The following is a 15428-nucleotide window of genomic DNA, read 5'->3' on the forward strand; positions in this document are numbered from 1 at the left end:
CCATTTTCCTATCGGAGAGTGATTTTGCATTTTCCTTAAATGCCTGTAATAGAAAATCCTCTTCATATCGTGTTCCGAGATTTCGCCCAGTGATATATTTTTTTCTGCCTGGATGAAGATAGCTGTACCGGTTTCTGCTGATCTTGAAGATGATATGATATTTTTTATCAAGGATTTTGGCAAACTCTTCTGGTGATCTGGCGGTGCTTGCAGCATCGTCGATAGCATCCCGGAGAAACTGTTTCTCTGTCTGATAGCGAGTCTCTTTTGGTGTGATACCATCTTCAAGCATTTTTTGGTTGAGCTTATCAAGTTTTTCCTGTCCACGACGCTGTGCCCAGTATTCTTTTTCCGTGATTTTTCTTTCAGCAGGAGAGAGCAGATCAACTTGATGCAGGCCCTCTTTCTGACACATGTCCATAACATCTTGTTTTAAGTGAGCAAGGTAGGCTGTGCTTAGGTGGTGTTTATATCCGGCTTTTGATTCACAGTCAAATTCCATATAGGGTTCTTGGGGTACGTCATATTTCCGAAGGCTGTTGATTACAATATGCACATGGATATTGCCGCTTCCATTATGACCGTCTGTATGAGTACAAACTAAAGCCTGATGACCGGGAAAGTTCTTCTTTGCAAAAGTTAGTCCAAGCTGTTGTGCCCGTTCACCAGTCAGTCCACATTCCTCTCTGTCTTTTGGGTCAAAGCTGATAATGTAATGATGAGACTTGATCTCATTGAAATTTTTATTTTTATGGTAATAACTGTTTAGTTCCTGACATTCAGATGCAAAGGTAAACGGATCACAGTTCAGACCATCCAGGTAATATTCATCTCGTAATATCATATGCCCCTCATCATCGAGGATTGGCTTTTGGGTGTATTCATTATGCTGAAAGATGAGATACCGTTCGGATTCTCCATAGTCAGCATTTTTGCTTGCGATATGTTTAATCACTGCCACGGAAATCACCTGCCATTCTCATCACTTCATATTTCATTTCATAAATATCCCGGAGAGATTTTTTTATTTCTGTTCTCATTTCTGAGGAGATAATTCCACCTTGATTAAAATATCGGGCAATCTGATTGAGGTTGCCTCCTATTTTTCCAAATTCACCAATCAGCTTTTTTATTTCTTTGACATCTGCAGTAATTTCATATTTGATAATAACATTCTGCTTGTCCAAAGCATTGCGTATAAAATCAGAAACAGTCATGTTGGATGCAGTGGCTCTTTCCAAAAGTATCTCATATTCCGTCTCGCTCATACGCAGGTGAACGTCTTTGGTCTTGGTAAGTGATTCATCTTTTTTTGGTCTTGTCATTCAATGCTCCTTTCTGCATAAAGGCTCCGCACGGGAAAGAAAAATTACAGCTTGCTGTGAAAGCAAGTGATGAAGAATTATCACGCTGTGACCATGACAATGGGAACCAATACGCATATCTTTGATTGCGGTCGAGGGTATGGGGAAACGAAATCCCCATCAAGTTGCAAGTGGCCAGTAACCCCGAAAGGGGTTATTGTGCTACATTGCGAAACTTGCTCTAAGAGAGAATACCTTCCCATAATCATGCGTGGGAGACATCAAAAAGACAGGTAAAAATATAAAAAATAAAAAAAGTGAAAATTCATCTGACATTTTGCCCTCTGCCAGCTGTGATTAGTAGAAAAAGAGAGATCACAGGAGGTAGCCAGATGAAAAATATAGAAATGCCTACACTGGAAGAATTGCAGGAAATGGCAGCAGTGGACATCCGTACCGTAGATAGAAGTACGTTAGTAGAGCTGGATGATGTGGAGATTCATGAAGAATTACCGCAGGCAGAAAGAATTGCAGATTATATCAAGCAGATTAAAAATCCGTATTGCTATAAATCACATGGGGTAGTTGTGAAGATCAGCTTTGCAGGAAAATGCTCTCTGGAAGAAAGCCTGAGCAGATGTATTTCCATGTAAAAGGAAAATCGTCCAGAAAAAAATAATCGAAAAAAGAAAGAAAAAGGTATGGTAGTAATCCAGAAGTTATGTTAATATGGATGTGGGTCAAAATTTAAAAGCATTCAAGGAGCCGTGAATTTCTTGGTTTACACCGCCACAGAGCGAGTAAAGTAGGAGGTTGATGGCTTTATGTATTTCAATCAAAAGTCTATTTTAGCAGCGGATTATCTCCGGTTATCCAGAGAGGATGGAGACAAACTGGAGAGTGACAGCATCCGCAATCAAAGAAGTCTCATTAACGATTTTGTAAAACAGCACAAAGAGATTCAGCTGGTCGAGGAATATATCGACGATGGATACAGTGGAACGAACTTTGACCGTCCGGCATTCCAAAGGATGCTTGAGGATGTGAAAAGGAAGAAGATCAACTGTATCATCGTAAAAGATTTATCCAGATTGGGAAGAAACTACATTGAAACAGGAAGGTATTTGGAAAAGATCTTTCCATTTATGGGTGTACGGTTCATCGCAATCACAGACCATTATGACAGTGCTGCAGAATCGGATGATGCAGATCAGATCATTGTTCCGTTTAAGAATCTTATCAATGATGCTTATTGCAGGGACATCTCAATTAAAATCCGAAGTCAGTTAGATGTAAAAAGAAAAAATGGGCAGTTTATTGGTAACTTTGCAGCTTATGGATACTTAAAAGATCCAGAAGATAAGAACCATCTTATTGTTGATGAATATGCGGCAGATATTGTACGGCTTATTTTTAATCTGAAAATAGATGGGTACAGTTCACAAAGAATAGCAGCCCGGTTAAATGAAATGGGAGTTTTGCCGCCATTGGAATATAAGAGAAGCCGGGGGATGAATTATAACAGCGGATTCCGTTCCGGTTCTGATCCTAAATGGGCAGTCACTTCCATCAACCGTATTTTGCAGAATGAACTTTACATAGGCACAATGGTTCAGGGCAAAAACCGAAAGATCAATTATAAGGTGAAGAAAAGTTCTCCTATCGCAAGAGAAAACTGGATTCGTGTAGAAAATACACATGAAGCAATCATTCCAGAAGAGAGTTTTCAATATGTACAAAGTCTGTTGGAAATAGATACCCGGATCGCTCCGAAAAGAAAATCCGTCTATTTGTTTTCTGGATTTGTACGTTGTGGGGACTGTGGTGAGAACATGGTCAAGCGAAGCACAACGAAGAAAGGGAAAAAATACTGTTATTATCATTGCTCCACTTATAAGAACAAAGAAGGATGCAGTTCCCATCTGATCAGTGAAAAAATGATTTATGAAGTTGTCCTGGATTCTGTAAAAAAGCAGATTGCATTATTGACCGAAGCAGAAGAGATTATCAAGAAAAATGGAATGGATACTTACAAGAAAGTGGAGAGCCGGTCTTTAGAACAGCAGTTAATGGCACTTTATGAGGAAGTGGAAAGATATAAAGACTTAAAGGCGAGATTGTATCAGGATATGGTAGACGGTATTGTCAGCAGAGAAGAGTACCATGAATATAATCAGAGATTCACAGAGAAGATGCAGAAAGCAGAAAAGGCGAAACAGGAAACGGAAGAGAAGAAAGAAAAGTTATCTGCGGAAGAAAAACGGATGCACCCATGGATAGAGGATTTCAAAAAATATAAAAATATCCAAAGCCTTGACCGGAAAGCAGTTGTTACATTGATAGAGCAGATCATTGTATACAGCAAGGAACAGATTGAGATTCAGTTCAAGTATAGTGACGAGATGCAGGAAATGATAGAAGCAGTGCAGATCATACGTGAGCGGAAGGAACGGAAAGGAGAATTTGTATGCGGTGCGTAAGTTATACCAGAACGACTTCCTGTAAAGAGGACGGAAAGATTCCGGCAGATATTATAAAACAACAGGACCAGCATATACAGGAATACTTGAAAAAACAGGGATGGACATTATCTGCAAAGTATTGTGACAGAAAAAAAGATACAAAAGGGAACACAGCTTTTGAAGAACTGACAAAAGATGGGATTGACCGCAAATTTGATATGGTAGTTGTAGACAGCATTGACAGATGCGGCAGGACAATATCCTGTGCAGATGATGTCTTAGTAAAAACATTTGTCCCGGCAGGAATACATTTTGCAGTTGTACAGGATGAATTTATCAGCATTGGAAAAACGAAAGAGGAATTATATGAATATATAAAGAAAGCAAGGTATGAAGCAGTTCAGTTAAAAGGCATGAGAGAGTATGCAGTCAGAGAACAGCTGGAGGGACTTTATACCGTGCATGATGAAAAGTATGGATACATTCTTTCTGATGACCGCAGGGAATTGCTTATTGATGAAGAAGCGGCAGTTGTTGTGCGAGAGATCTTTCAGATGGTATCGGATGGTATGCTGATTGCAAATATCGTGAAAATTTTAAATGACAGTGGAATAGAATCTCCGATGGTGCATAATGCACGGGTCGGTCATAAGGTATGGCCGGCATATGAGAATAAATGGTTATTCTGCTCTGTAAAGAGAATCCTTAGATGTACAGCGTATGCTGGTTACTGGCAAAAGACGATCAACAAAAAAATCTGTACACTTCCTATCGCTCCAATTTTGGAAGAAGGCATGTTTGAAAAAGTGCAGGAGATTCTTGATAAGAGAAAAAAGCCAAGAAAAACAAGACCAGGTAAAAATGGCTTATTTGTAAAAAAGATCTTTGATGCCGAGACAGGAAGAAAAATATCACAGAGAAATTTTAAAACGGGGGAAACGGTTTTTCTTTTCGCAAGTGGAACGAATCAGCTTCCAAGAGATAAAAGTACCTACATTTCTTTTGAAACCGTGATTGCTGAAGTAAGAAAAGCCATACAAAGAGAAATGGAACTGGCGGAACAGATAAAAAAGAAACTGTCAGCCAGAGAAGCAGAATCAGAAAAATATAAATGGTTGAAGCAGTATTCACAAAGAGCGTGGACAATCTTTGAAGAGATGGAGCAAGTGGAAAAAGAGCGTATTCCATTATATCAGAACTACCAGACAGGAAAAATCAATGAAGAAGAATATCTGGAGAGAAAAGAAGAAATACGGGATCAGCTTCGTATGTATGATGGAGATTTCAGTGAACTTATGGAAGAGGTATCCGTTATAGAAAAGTCATATAGCAATAAAAATGAATGGTTAGAGACTTTTAAGAAAGAGAATCTTCCGAAAGAACTACAGCCAGAGCATATCAATAAATGGATTGAGAAAGTATTGATAAGAGATTTTAAAGAAGTGCAGGTATGTTTATCCAAGCAGGAATGGAAAAAATACTTTCCTGCAGAATGGATGGAGGAATAGGTATGGCGAGAAAGAGCAGAAAAAACAGAAACGTAGAATCTAATATACAAACGGTTGTCAAAAAAGAAAACTTACTGGATACGGCTGCGTATATTCGTCTGTCTGTTGAAAACGGAGGAAATGAAACGGATGAAACATTAGTTGTGCAGCAGATGCTTGTAGAAAGATTTATAGAAGAGCATCCGGATCTGAGACTGGAAGAGGTATATATTGATAATGGATTTACAGGCACCAATTTTGAACGTCCCGGATTTATGAGATTAATGGAAGATGTTCGTTCTGGAAAGGTGCAATGTATCGTTGTAAAAGATTTATCCAGATTCGGCAGAGACTATCTGGAAACAGGATATTACCTGGAGACTATATTGCCAAAGTTAAATGTACGTTTTATTGCGATTACGGATGATTATGATAGCTCCAGAAAAGAGGACAGGGAAAATATAAGTGTTCCCATCAAAAACATGGTAAATGCCATGTATGCAAAGGATATGTCTAAAAAAATCCTGGCGGCAAAGGAAGCACAAAAGCGGAACGGAAATATCACGTTATCTAAGGTTGCATTTGGCTATGTCCGTTCTGAGGATAAAACAAGACAGGTCGTAGATGCGACGGTTGCCCCTATTGTGCGTATGATATTCCAATGGACATTGCTGGGAGTCAGTAAAAGAAAAATCGCTGACAGGCTGAACTTGTTGGGAGTTGCGACACCCGGACAAAAAGAAAAAAGAAAGATAGCAAGAGTTCCACTTGAGGAGACAAAGTGGAATGGAGGAACTGTCAAAAAAATATTAGAAAATCCAACCTATACAGGAGATATTGTCACAGGAAAACTGAAACAGTCTTTGTACAAAGGAGTGAAACAGTACCATACCGAACCAGAAGAGTGGGATGTGCAGAAAGATATGCATACTCCGCTGGTTGCGAGGGATGATTATGAGGAATTGCAGGAAAGCAGAGAAGAGATTCATAAGGTAACGAAGAAACGCCAGTCCAGATATACGAAGGACAGACAAAAATATCAGGATAGTTTTCCGGGAATGGTTCGCTGTGGAGAGTGTGGGAACGTTATGTATTTCAGACGATATACCCATAATTATACAACCAATGAAAAAATGGGAAGCGATTACTATTGTGGGAATGAACAGTGTTCCAGAAATTTGATAGAAGGAAACTTACTCAAGATCCTTGTGATGGACCAGATCCAGATTTTGATCAAGAGTATGTGTGACAGAAAATTGCTTTTGCAGAAAATGAAAAGTGCAACAAAAGAAAACAATATTTTTTATAAAGCAGCGGCAAAGGTAAGGACATTGGAGCGTAAGATCGCACAGACGGAAGAACGCAATACAAGACTATATGAAGATTATGTAGCAGGTATTGTGGATAAAGATGATTTTGATATGATGAAGGAACGCTATATAGGGGAACTCCAAAATCTCCGGGAAGAGCTTCAGGTACAAGAACAGAATCAAAGGATCTTGGAAAAGAAAGCAAACCGATATATGGATATGGTAAATCATATGGAAAAATATCTGGATAAAAGAGAATATAATGAGGCACTTGTACAGGAACTGGTGGAATATATAGAAGTATATGCAAATGGGAGTATCCATGTGTGCTTCAAATGTAAGGATGAATTCCAGCAGATAGCAGAAGAAATGGAAGGTGTTCAGATTGGCTAATGGATTGTATTTAAGACTCTCTATAGCAGATGGAGATTTAGGGAAAGAAAATAAAGATGAAAGCAACAGCATTGACAACCAGAGATCACTTCTTGTCAATTTTATCACTGACAGAGAGGACATGAGTGATGAATACATAGAATATGTGGATGATGGGTATTCTGGAACGAATTTTGAACGTCCGGCATTTAAGAAAATGATAGAAGATGCGAAGGCAGGAAAAATAGATACCGTCATTGTAAAAGACTTTTCACGATTTGGGAGAGATTATATTGGAGTTGGAGATTATCTGGAGCAAGTGTTCCCACTCCTGGGAATCCGCTTTATTTCATTAAACAATAATTATGACAGTAAAGAGTACATAGGAAGAACGATGGGATTAGATATGGCAATCAATAATCTTGTCAACAATCTTTACAGCAAGGATATATCCAAAAAGTTAAAGAGTGCCTTGAAGGTGAAATGGAAGAATGGAAAATGGACAGGCTCGAAACCTCCATTTGGTTATTTAAAAGATGAAGAGCATGGATGCTGGAAAATAGATCCGGTAGCGGGTAAATATGTCCGTATGATATTTGATAAAGCGATGGAAGGCTGCAATACTTCTCAGATTTGCTATTACATGAACGAGCAGAAGGTGCCGACACCTGGAAAATATAATCAGATGAACGGATTGCTGCGGCAGGGGAATTATAAAATGCCAGATAAGGAAGTTGTTTGGGATACCGGGATGATCCGTACAATTCTTGGAAGGTTTGAGTACACAGGTGCTTTAGTTATGGGAAGGCGGCATACAGTAGCGGTTGGAAGTAAAGTAACAAGAAAGACAGCAGAACGAGATGTCATTATACGGAAGAATATCAATCCGGCAATCATTACGGAAGAAGAGTATGAAGTGGCAAGTGCATCTATTATGTTTGTGACAAAGCCAGAATATCGTGGTGCGAAAGACTTTCTTCTGAAAGGAAAAGTACGGTGTGGAAACTGCCACAGGGCATTAGCTTATACAGATGGCGGTATTCATCCGAAAGTATATTGTCCCCATAAAGCTCAGGCAGGAAGATATTCCCATTGTTCTGAAGATGTATATCCGGTATCTGTGATAGAGGGACATATCTGGTATTCTTTAAAAAGGATACTAAGGATATTGGATTCAGTGCAAAGAGAATCCGAAGAAAAATATACGGATAATAGTTTTACAGGGAAAAAACAACAAAGAGTGTTGGAATCGGAACTGGAAAAATTAAAAAATGAACGTATTCATCAGTATGAAGCTTATGCAGAAGGTGTACTTAGCAGAGAAAAATATATAACAGTGAAGAAACAACTGACAGAAAAAATCGAAAAAATACAATCCGAACAAAAAGCACTTGCCAGTGTGATCATTGAAGAAGAACGATACAGAAGCCGGATAAGAACAGCAGTCCAACAGTTGGAGGTACAGATAGAAAGAGGAAAGCTGACCAAAGAGATTATAGATACGATGATAGATACGGTGTATGTGTATGATAAAAAACGGATTGAAGTAATTTTAAGATTTGATGATGTTTTACAAAAGGTGATCTCAGAATATATGGAAGGGGCGAAGGGTGCATGACATTTAAAAATTTTATGTATAAAGGGGTATTGATGATAGCTGTGCTGGCATTGATCGGATGGCTTGGAAAGTATCTGTATCTGGTAGATGGAGAAATGGATTGGTTCCGGCTGATGCTGGTATATGGTGTTCCGGTAGGAATCCCATATATGTTTTTTATCATTCCGTGGCACTGGGATTTATCAGGAACAATAGGAATGGTAGCCTTGTGTGCGATAATCGGAGCTATATTTGGTTTTATTATTGCGATTGGAATTGCAATCAGGGCAGTATGGTATGTAATCGCATTTCCAATAAGCTGTTTGCTGCGAAAGGAGAAAAGCAGGATATGAGTACAGGCGAAAATATTAAAAGAATCCGGAAGTTTAGAGGAATGACACAGAAAGAACTTGGAATTGCGATTGGAATCGGAGAAGAAAGTGCAAGTCCAAGAATGGCACAATATGAAACTGATAATAGAACACCGAGAAAGGAAATGCTGCATAAAATGGCAGTAGTCCTTGATGTAGATCCGAGAAACATTTCCATTCCGACAGGCTATAGGGAAGAAGATATGATATATAGGCTTCTTGTACTGGAAGATTACTTTCCAGAAATGAAACTGGAAAGAAACGGAAGGACAGGCGAGGTCGTGATCAATCTGCAGAATAAGAAAATCAATGAATTCCTTTATCAGTGGGGAACTATTAGAGGAAAGAAAAAGCGAGGGATGATTTCCGAAGATGAATATATGCAGTGGAAATATTGCAGAAATCATGCGTAATATTATATGGAAAAGTGTTTGGAATTATCTTGACAATATGTTGAATACGACATATTATAATTATAAAGAGGAAGGAGCATACTAATGTACGAGATCATTTTATATGATACAGAAGATGGAAGATGCCCTGTGCAGGAACTATTAGATTCCCTGGAACCTAAGTTGCTGGCAAAAACATTACGGACAATTGACTTACTGGAAATGAACGGTCCATTGCTTCGTGAGCCATATTCAAAACCATTGGAGAATGGGATATTTGAGCTTCGTACCAAGCAGGGATCAGATATTACAAGAGTACTGTATTTCTTTATTATAGGCAAGAAGGCGGTACTGACCAATGGATTTATAAAAAAATCGCAGAAGACACCAAAGGCAGAAAAAGAACTGGCAAAGAAGTATAAAGCAGATTATGAACGGAGGTATGGCAATGAGTAGCTATAAAGATTATAAAAAAAGAGCATTGCAGAATCCGGAGGTAAAGGCAGAATATGATGCATTGCAACCGGAATATGATATTATCCAGGCGATGATTGATGCGAGAGTGCAGCAGAATATGACACAGAAAGATTTATCAGCTAAAACCGGAATTACGCAGGCTGATATAAGCCGGATCGAGAACGGAACAAGAAATCCCAGCTTGAGTATGGTGAAAAAACTTGCACAGGGATTAGGGATGCAATTAAAGCTGGAATTTGTTCCGATGCCAACAAAAAATAAAATGTAAAGAGTATGAGAAAATAGAAACCGCAGGAATTTTCACCTGCGGTTTTTCTCTGCCCTGCCATATACAGAAATACCGCCATAGAAATATTGCTATACTATGACGGTATTACAAATCTTTTTCATCTTTGAAAGCGAACACATCATTGGGTGTACAGTTAAGAATATTGCACAGTTTTTCAACGGTAAGGATTGTGATATTCTGATTTTTCCGGAGCTGATCGAGAGTGTGCTTGTCAATTCCTTTGTTAATCAGGGCATATTGGGAAATTTGGCGTTTTTTCATGGTTTCCCATAATGGACTATAATCAATCAAGGTATCCCCGCCTTTCTTTGCTTTTTGGCATAAAATACCATTAATTTCAATTATAATTGTCGAATAAAATAAAAAATATGGTGGACATCTTCACCATAAGAGATATAATTTGATCGAGGGATATGTAAAATAAAGGAAAATAAAGTCGGGTAATGTAAGAATTGATTGATGTGTGCATGTGGGAGGAGAGTTATATAAGTGAATATTGAAAAGTTTTACTACGATGAACAGACAGAAATGTATGAGCAGATGAAGAAGGAACAGGATGAGCATGAACAGTCACTTTCGGTAGAGGAAAGGGAAAAAGAACATCAAAAATTATTCCAGGAAGCAAGAACGATTATGGAAAAAGCAGAGCGTAAAAAGAAAGAAGAATATCAGATCATCAATCCTGTAAAATATCAGAGATTTATATATCTGTCAGAACGGGCAATACAGTTTTCAAAAATCTCAGGATGTAATATTAAGATTCAGACATTTCCAGACATGTCTGCACTTATTAAAATGCAGACGGGATATATCTGGTTGCTGAGTGATGGTGAATCAGCACTGGAAGATAAGGAAACAATGAAGAATCTGTTAAATGAAGCGGACTGGGTAGGTATTGGCAGCAAAAAACATGGAGAAAAAGATGTCGTTGAATTGGAGTTTTGGTTTGAACTGGCAGAAAAGTTAAAAAAGTAAATGAAGATGAAATGACTATTCCACATATATCATTACTGTGATAAAATGTGAGAATATATATATCAACATATAAAAAACGGAGGCGAGAGAGTTATGTTCGATACCATTCATCATATTGCAATCATTGGAAGCGATTATGAAAAATCAAAACATTTTTATGTGGATCTTCTTGGATTTAAGGTGATCAGAGAGAATTATCGAAAAGAACGTGATGATTACAAGATTGATCTGGCATGTGGACCGCAGGAAATAGAACTTTTCATCATAAAAAATGCTCCAGCTCGTGTAAATTATCCGGAAGCATTGGGATTACGCCATCTGGCATTTAAAGTTGTGAATGTAGATGATACAGTAAAAGAATTGAATAGGAAAGGAATTGAAACAGAGCCGGTACGTTTGGATGATTACACAGGAAAGAAAATGACATTTTTCCGTGATCCGGATGGACTGCCATTGGAAATTCATGAGTAGAAAATAGCATAGGATAGAAAGAGACAGATGCAGGTAATGAAATATTCCCACATCTGTCTTTTTTGTGCAAAGATTTATTTATCGGAATGTCGTAGACAGCTTTTTATAAAGGCAGCAGCTTTTATCATTTGTTCTTTTTCTTCATCAGAACAGTCAGAGGATAATTCAAACCAAGTCTGATCAGCAGAAGAAAGAGAAAGTGCAGGTTTATCGGAATCTGCAGATAAAGCAGGACTGTCAGTATAGATACTGCTATTGTCATCCAATAATCTGTTCTGGATTTCTGATAGAGCTTTTTTACGATATTGAGCATCCATGTCCTGGATACTTTCAACAGAAGCATGGTAATTGCTTAATATGTGATTGATGTATCCATTTTTAAAATGCAGAAAAAGAGTATCTTCAGATAGGTCCGCCAAATCCTTTGAGGTTGCAATTTCTAAATCTGCCTGTCCCTCCATTTGGAACAGAATAGAAAACAGATCGGATACAGACTGAATTTCAAAATCCATAAAGAGATTTACACTGATACCTAACGCATCTGCAATTTTTGAAAGTTGTTCATATTTCGGATTACGTTCATTGGCTTCGTATTTGCGGAGTGTACTGAAACTGATCTCGGCATCCTGTGCAAGTTGTTCCTGTGTCATGTTACGAGCCAGACGAAAATACTTGATTATTTCTCCTGTATTCATAGGCAAAGTCCTCCAATAGCAAAAGTATATCACATTTTTAAACGAAAATGCCACAAAAGTTTTGATAAAAATATTGACAGATACAAATGTGACATATATAATGATAACAGATACAAAAGTAACACATAACTTACATAACAGACACAAAAGTACAAGTAAACTTATACATAACTGTCATAAGAAATATGAAAAAAGATGCAGAAAGTCAAACGATTTGAAGTTAAGTAACAGTTAAGTATAAGATGATCAGGAAAGGATGGAATAGGATATGGCAGAAATTATTATGGGAATTGATCATGGAAACGGAAATATGAAAGGGGTACATGTAAACTTTCCATGTGGTTTGGTAAGATATACTTCTGAACCAGGACGATTTATGAATGAGGATATTCTGGAATATAACGGTGTGTATTATACGTTATCAGAAACAAGGATGCCATTCAAAGCAGATAAGACAGTGGATGAAGATTACTTTATACTAACTTTATTTTCACTGGCTTTGGAAGCAAAGGAAAGAGGAATCACTTTATCCGGAAAAGATATTGTGCTGGGAGTTGGACTACCGCCAGCAGACTTTGGACAGCAGGCTTCGGGATTCAAAAAATATTTTATGGAACACTCAAAACATGGAATTTCTTTCCGATTCAATGGAAAGCCGGTAAATTGTTACCTGAAAGATGTTTTGGTAAGTCCTCAAAATTTTGCGGCTGTCATGTGCTATAAAGCAAGCCTGTTCCGACAGTACCGGACGGTCAACTGCATTGATATTGGAGACGGAACCGTAGATTTACTGGTAATCAGAAAAGGACAGCCGGATTTGTCAGTTCGTGTCAGTGACAGATCAGGAATGGCAATTTTACGTTCAGAGATTTCTAATTCCATTCAGCAGAATTACGGTATCCATTTGGAATCCTCAGACGTAGAGCAGGTATTAATGCAGGAAGCAACGATTCTGGATGAAGAGGTGGTAAGAGAGATTCAGAAAATGGCAGGAGACTGGATGCAGAGAATTGTCAATAAACTCCATGCGTATGTACCAGATTTCCGAACTAATCCGGCAGTATTTCTTGGTGGAGGCAGCTTGCTTCTGAAACAGCAGATTGAAAAATCTTCTGATTTTAAATATATAGAGTTTATCGAGGACATCCGGGCAAATGCGGTAGGATATGAGAAAATGACAGCATTACACATCCAGAAGAGACAGGGGGTGTAATGCGTGGGAGAGATACGGGTTGTATTGATATTTAATGAAGATAATGAACGGCAGAAAGAAATCGGAAGGTATCTGAAATCACAGAAAAGGTGCAAAACAGCACTGATTACAGAATTGGTTTATGCGTGGCTGCATAAAGAAAATGCACCCGTTTCTTCCTATAATAATGCAAATGTCAGTGTGGAGAAATTAAAACAGCAGTTGTTGCAGGATACGGATTTTATACAGCAGATAAAAAAGAGTGTAGTTGTTGAAGAAGATGCCGGGAAAGTGATAGAAGAAGAACAGAGCGATGGACTGGATATGGATGAAGGGATGCTGATGGCAGGGCTGTCGATATTTGAGAATCAGGTATAATAGAAAAAAATAAGGATCATAGATCAGAAGATTTATGGTCTTATTTTTTTATAATACGGATTGCATAAATAGAAAAAATGTGCTAGTATTTTGTTAGCACTCAGCAAAATAGAGTGCTAACAAAAAAAGAAGGGAGAAAAATGTTTGAAAAACTATATTATTCTTGTAGCGGCAATAATTATTGTCGTGTGTATTGTGGTGTTGGTGGTAAAAAAATGTTTCATAAAATCAAATGCTGAGACAGATATATCTACGACGATGATAACATCTGGAATATCTTTAATGGTAGCAGCATTTCCTGGAACAAAAGAGTTATTATTGTCATTTGTTGCTGAAATGGCTGATAAGGATATAACTTATGAAACAGATCTGGCAATGATTATTTGCGGAATGATATTAATTGCATTTGGTATTTTGTATAAGATAAACATACGAGATAGAATATACATTCTTAACATGTTTGGAATTCCCGTACAAAAAGAAATTAGTGATGATTCAAATATAAAGGATTTAAAACTTGCAGATTTTAAGGTTAAAGAAATCCTTGTTGATTTTGTTGATGTTTTCAACGTTAATATGACACAAAAAACAAATGAAATTATTGTGAAAAAGATAGAAAAGGTATGTACTGCGTTTATCAATAGGAGTAATGGATTTAAATCTTGTTTTACAGGTATGGCACCCATTCCATATACTATTCTTGCAGGTACATATTTAGCATCTGGAAAAGTAAGAAGATATTTTGAATATCGAAGGGCGGATTCAAAGTATTATGAATTATCGAAAAGGAAAAAGAAAAATTACGAGACATTGAATACAATTTATCCAAACCAGCCGAATATAGGAGCGACAGAAGTGGTTGTGGCACTTTCGGTGACACGAAAAGTACAGGAAGTTGATTTGAACCAATTTGGAACAATGGATATTATTGAAATTGGCTTATCAATGCCGAACGATAATATTATAAAATCGTTAACACAGTTAGATGAATATGCTGGAGAATTATTAAATCAAATAGAAGGATTAAAGCAGAAATACCCTTCTATTCAAAAAGTGCATTTTGTTGCATCCATACCTAGCTGTTTGTCTATTGAGATTGGAAAAAGATTTGCTTTAAATACGCACCGTTTGCCGCAGATTATTTCTTATCATTTTGTAAATTCGGGGACACCTAAATATCCATTTGGCATAATTGTATCAGATGGAGCAACAGGAAAGGGAAAACTTATTAAGGGGTGATGTTTATAGATGTATGATGTATCAAAAGAATTTAGAAAATTTTATAAAAATTATGTCGTTTTACAGAGTGAAAAACAACAAAATCTTAGAGATAAAAAAGATTTAAATATTAAGCGTTTGGAAGATGGACTTGTTTTATATAATGAAGAAAAGGGTACAAGCTACGCTATTGCGGAGAAAAGGGTTCAAGGCAGTATGGCAATGGCAACGGTTGTACAGAATGATAGTAATGATTATGATATTGATGTTGCAATTGTTTTTGATCGGAGCAATATAGGAGATTTAACACCATTACAAGCGAGACGTTATAATGGTATCGTAATTTAAGACACTTCAAGAGACATTTCTTAATGAATCTGATATACTGTAAACACTACAGAAAGAAGGATTTTTATTATGTCTCGAACAAGAAGAAAT

19 protein-coding genes are annotated in these 15428 nt (G+C 37.5%); 15 read left to right on the forward strand and 4 right to left on the reverse strand.

Features of this window, described 5'->3' with window-relative positions:
• Window positions 1–961, reverse strand: a 961-nt coding sequence (locus tag ACTNES_RS14560) for a relaxase/mobilization nuclease domain-containing protein (RefSeq protein ID WP_441039847.1), incomplete at its 3' end; no start/stop codon positions are given.
• Window positions 948–1325, reverse strand: coding sequence for a plasmid mobilization protein (locus tag ACTNES_RS14565; RefSeq protein ID WP_441039849.1), 378 nt, complete (start codon window positions 1323–1325; stop codon window positions 948–950). The genes ACTNES_RS14560 and ACTNES_RS14565, both read right to left, overlap by 14 nt.
• Window positions 1326–1696: 371 nt before the next feature.
• Between ACTNES_RS14565 and ACTNES_RS14570 the strand changes: the two genes are divergently transcribed.
• From ACTNES_RS14570 to ACTNES_RS14610, 9 genes are all read left to right on the forward strand, one after another.
• Window positions 1697–1957, forward strand: coding sequence for a DUF6870 family protein (locus ACTNES_RS14570; RefSeq protein ID WP_118329463.1), 261 nt, complete (start codon window positions 1697–1699; stop codon window positions 1955–1957).
• A 171-nt stretch (window positions 1958–2128) separates the two neighbouring features.
• Window positions 2129–3784, forward strand: coding sequence for a recombinase family protein (locus ACTNES_RS14575; protein WP_441039851.1), 1656 nt, complete (start codon window positions 2129–2131; stop codon window positions 3782–3784).
• A complete protein-coding gene (locus tag ACTNES_RS14580; protein ID WP_237925563.1) occupies window positions 3772–5274 on the forward strand; it encodes a recombinase family protein in 1503 nt (500 codons plus the stop codon). The genes ACTNES_RS14575 and ACTNES_RS14580 overlap by 13 nt, the downstream gene beginning before the upstream one ends.
• Window positions 5275–5276: 2 nt before the next feature.
• Entirely contained in the window at window positions 5277–6956 is a 1680-nt protein-coding gene (locus ACTNES_RS14585) for a recombinase family protein (protein WP_441039853.1), read from the forward strand.
• Window positions 6949–8553: a recombinase family protein gene (locus ACTNES_RS14590; protein ID WP_441039855.1), complete on the forward strand. Its 1605-nt coding sequence runs from the start codon at window positions 6949–6951 to the stop codon at window positions 8551–8553. Before ACTNES_RS14585 ends, ACTNES_RS14590 begins: the two co-directional genes overlap by 8 nt.
• Window positions 8550–8885 (forward strand): DUF6050 family protein, encoded by a 336-nt coding sequence (locus ACTNES_RS14595; protein WP_441039857.1) that lies wholly within the window; start codon window positions 8550–8552, stop codon window positions 8883–8885. The genes ACTNES_RS14590 and ACTNES_RS14595 overlap by 4 nt, the downstream gene beginning before the upstream one ends.
• Window positions 8882–9316: a helix-turn-helix domain-containing protein gene (locus ACTNES_RS14600; protein ID WP_441039858.1), complete on the forward strand. Its 435-nt coding sequence runs from the start codon at window positions 8882–8884 to the stop codon at window positions 9314–9316. The genes ACTNES_RS14595 and ACTNES_RS14600 overlap by 4 nt, the downstream gene beginning before the upstream one ends.
• Before the next feature lie 84 nt (window positions 9317–9400).
• Window positions 9401–9751, forward strand: a complete 351-nt coding sequence (locus tag ACTNES_RS14605) for a type II toxin-antitoxin system RelE/ParE family toxin (protein WP_337932443.1) — start codon at window positions 9401–9403, stop codon at window positions 9749–9751.
• Complete coding sequence (locus tag ACTNES_RS14610; protein WP_044952070.1) at window positions 9738–10040, forward strand: helix-turn-helix domain-containing protein; 303 nt, start codon at window positions 9738–9740, stop codon at window positions 10038–10040. The genes ACTNES_RS14605 and ACTNES_RS14610 overlap by 14 nt, the downstream gene beginning before the upstream one ends.
• A gap of 105 nt (window positions 10041–10145) precedes the next feature.
• Here the strand turns inward: ACTNES_RS14610 and ACTNES_RS14615 are convergent, their stop codons facing one another.
• Window positions 10146–10322 (reverse strand): helix-turn-helix domain-containing protein, encoded by a 177-nt coding sequence (locus ACTNES_RS14615; protein WP_441039873.1) that lies wholly within the window; start codon window positions 10320–10322, stop codon window positions 10146–10148.
• Window positions 10323–10550: 228 nt separating this feature from the next.
• Between ACTNES_RS14615 and ACTNES_RS14620 the strand changes: the two genes are divergently transcribed.
• On the forward strand, window positions 10551–11036 hold the full coding sequence (locus ACTNES_RS14620; protein WP_173706630.1) for a hypothetical protein: 486 nt from the start codon (window positions 10551–10553) through the stop codon (window positions 11034–11036).
• Between the two features lie 93 nt (window positions 11037–11129).
• Window positions 11130–11507 carry an SMU1112c/YaeR family gloxylase I-like metalloprotein gene (gloA2, locus tag ACTNES_RS14625; RefSeq protein ID WP_441039861.1) on the forward strand — a complete coding sequence of 126 codons (378 nt, stop codon included), beginning with the start codon at window positions 11130–11132 and terminating at the stop codon, window positions 11505–11507.
• A 74-nt stretch (window positions 11508–11581) separates the two neighbouring features.
• On the opposite strand, the gene ACTNES_RS14630 is transcribed toward gloA2, so the two are convergent.
• Window positions 11582–12202: a helix-turn-helix domain-containing protein gene (locus ACTNES_RS14630; RefSeq protein WP_441039863.1), complete on the reverse strand. Its 621-nt coding sequence runs from the start codon at window positions 12200–12202 to the stop codon at window positions 11582–11584.
• Window positions 12203–12470: 268 nt separating this feature from the next.
• On the opposite strand from ACTNES_RS14630, the gene ACTNES_RS14635 reads away from it, so the two are divergent.
• The 4 genes from ACTNES_RS14635 to ACTNES_RS14650 all read left to right on the forward strand — a co-directional run bounded on the left by ACTNES_RS14635 (window position 12471) and on the right by ACTNES_RS14650 (window position 15338).
• A complete protein-coding gene (locus tag ACTNES_RS14635; protein ID WP_441039865.1) occupies window positions 12471–13415 on the forward strand; it encodes a ParM/StbA family protein in 945 nt (314 codons plus the stop codon).
• Window positions 13416–13418: 3 nt separating this feature from the next.
• A complete protein-coding gene (locus ACTNES_RS14640) occupies window positions 13419–13772 on the forward strand; it encodes a hypothetical protein (protein ID WP_441039867.1) in 354 nt (117 codons plus the stop codon).
• A gap of 144 nt (window positions 13773–13916) precedes the next feature.
• Window positions 13917–15011: an SAVED domain-containing protein gene (locus ACTNES_RS14645; protein WP_441039869.1), complete on the forward strand. Its 1095-nt coding sequence runs from the start codon at window positions 13917–13919 to the stop codon at window positions 15009–15011.
• A 9-nt stretch (window positions 15012–15020) separates the two neighbouring features.
• Entirely contained in the window at window positions 15021–15338 is a 318-nt protein-coding gene (locus tag ACTNES_RS14650) for a hypothetical protein (RefSeq protein WP_441039871.1), read from the forward strand.
• Window positions 15339–15428: the final 90 nt, after the last annotated feature.

The sequence above is a fragment of the Blautia sp. HCP3S3_D9 genome (genome assembly GCF_052063845.1).
GTDB lineage: Bacteria > Bacillota > Clostridia > Lachnospirales > Lachnospiraceae > Blautia_A.

Coding starts and splice junctions, on each gene's coding strand:
- ACTNES_RS14635 (WP_441039865.1), top strand. CDS start 12,471: ATGGCAGAAATTATTATGGGAATTGATCATGGAAACGGAAATATGAAA.
- ACTNES_RS14565 (WP_441039849.1), bottom strand. CDS start 1,325: ATGACAAGACCAAAAAAAGATGAATCACTTACCAAGACCAAAGACGTT.
- ACTNES_RS14585 (WP_441039853.1), top strand. CDS start 5,277: ATGGCGAGAAAGAGCAGAAAAAACAGAAACGTAGAATCTAATATACAA.
- ACTNES_RS14650 (WP_441039871.1), top strand. CDS start 15,021: ATGTATGATGTATCAAAAGAATTTAGAAAATTTTATAAAAATTATGTC.
- ACTNES_RS14600 (WP_441039858.1), top strand. CDS start 8,882: ATGAGTACAGGCGAAAATATTAAAAGAATCCGGAAGTTTAGAGGAATG.
- gloA2 (WP_441039861.1), top strand. CDS start 11,130: ATGTTCGATACCATTCATCATATTGCAATCATTGGAAGCGATTATGAA.
- ACTNES_RS14615 (WP_441039873.1), bottom strand. CDS start 10,322: ATGAAAAAACGCCAAATTTCCCAATATGCCCTGATTAACAAAGGAATT.
- ACTNES_RS14605 (WP_337932443.1), top strand. CDS start 9,401: ATGTACGAGATCATTTTATATGATACAGAAGATGGAAGATGCCCTGTG.
- ACTNES_RS14570 (WP_118329463.1), top strand. CDS start 1,697: ATGAAAAATATAGAAATGCCTACACTGGAAGAATTGCAGGAAATGGCA.
- ACTNES_RS14595 (WP_441039857.1), top strand. CDS start 8,550: ATGACATTTAAAAATTTTATGTATAAAGGGGTATTGATGATAGCTGTG.
- ACTNES_RS14580 (WP_237925563.1), top strand. CDS start 3,772: ATGCGGTGCGTAAGTTATACCAGAACGACTTCCTGTAAAGAGGACGGA.
- ACTNES_RS14575 (WP_441039851.1), top strand. CDS start 2,129: ATGTATTTCAATCAAAAGTCTATTTTAGCAGCGGATTATCTCCGGTTA.
- ACTNES_RS14630 (WP_441039863.1), bottom strand. CDS start 12,202: ATGAATACAGGAGAAATAATCAAGTATTTTCGTCTGGCTCGTAACATG.
- ACTNES_RS14610 (WP_044952070.1), top strand. CDS start 9,738: ATGGCAATGAGTAGCTATAAAGATTATAAAAAAAGAGCATTGCAGAAT.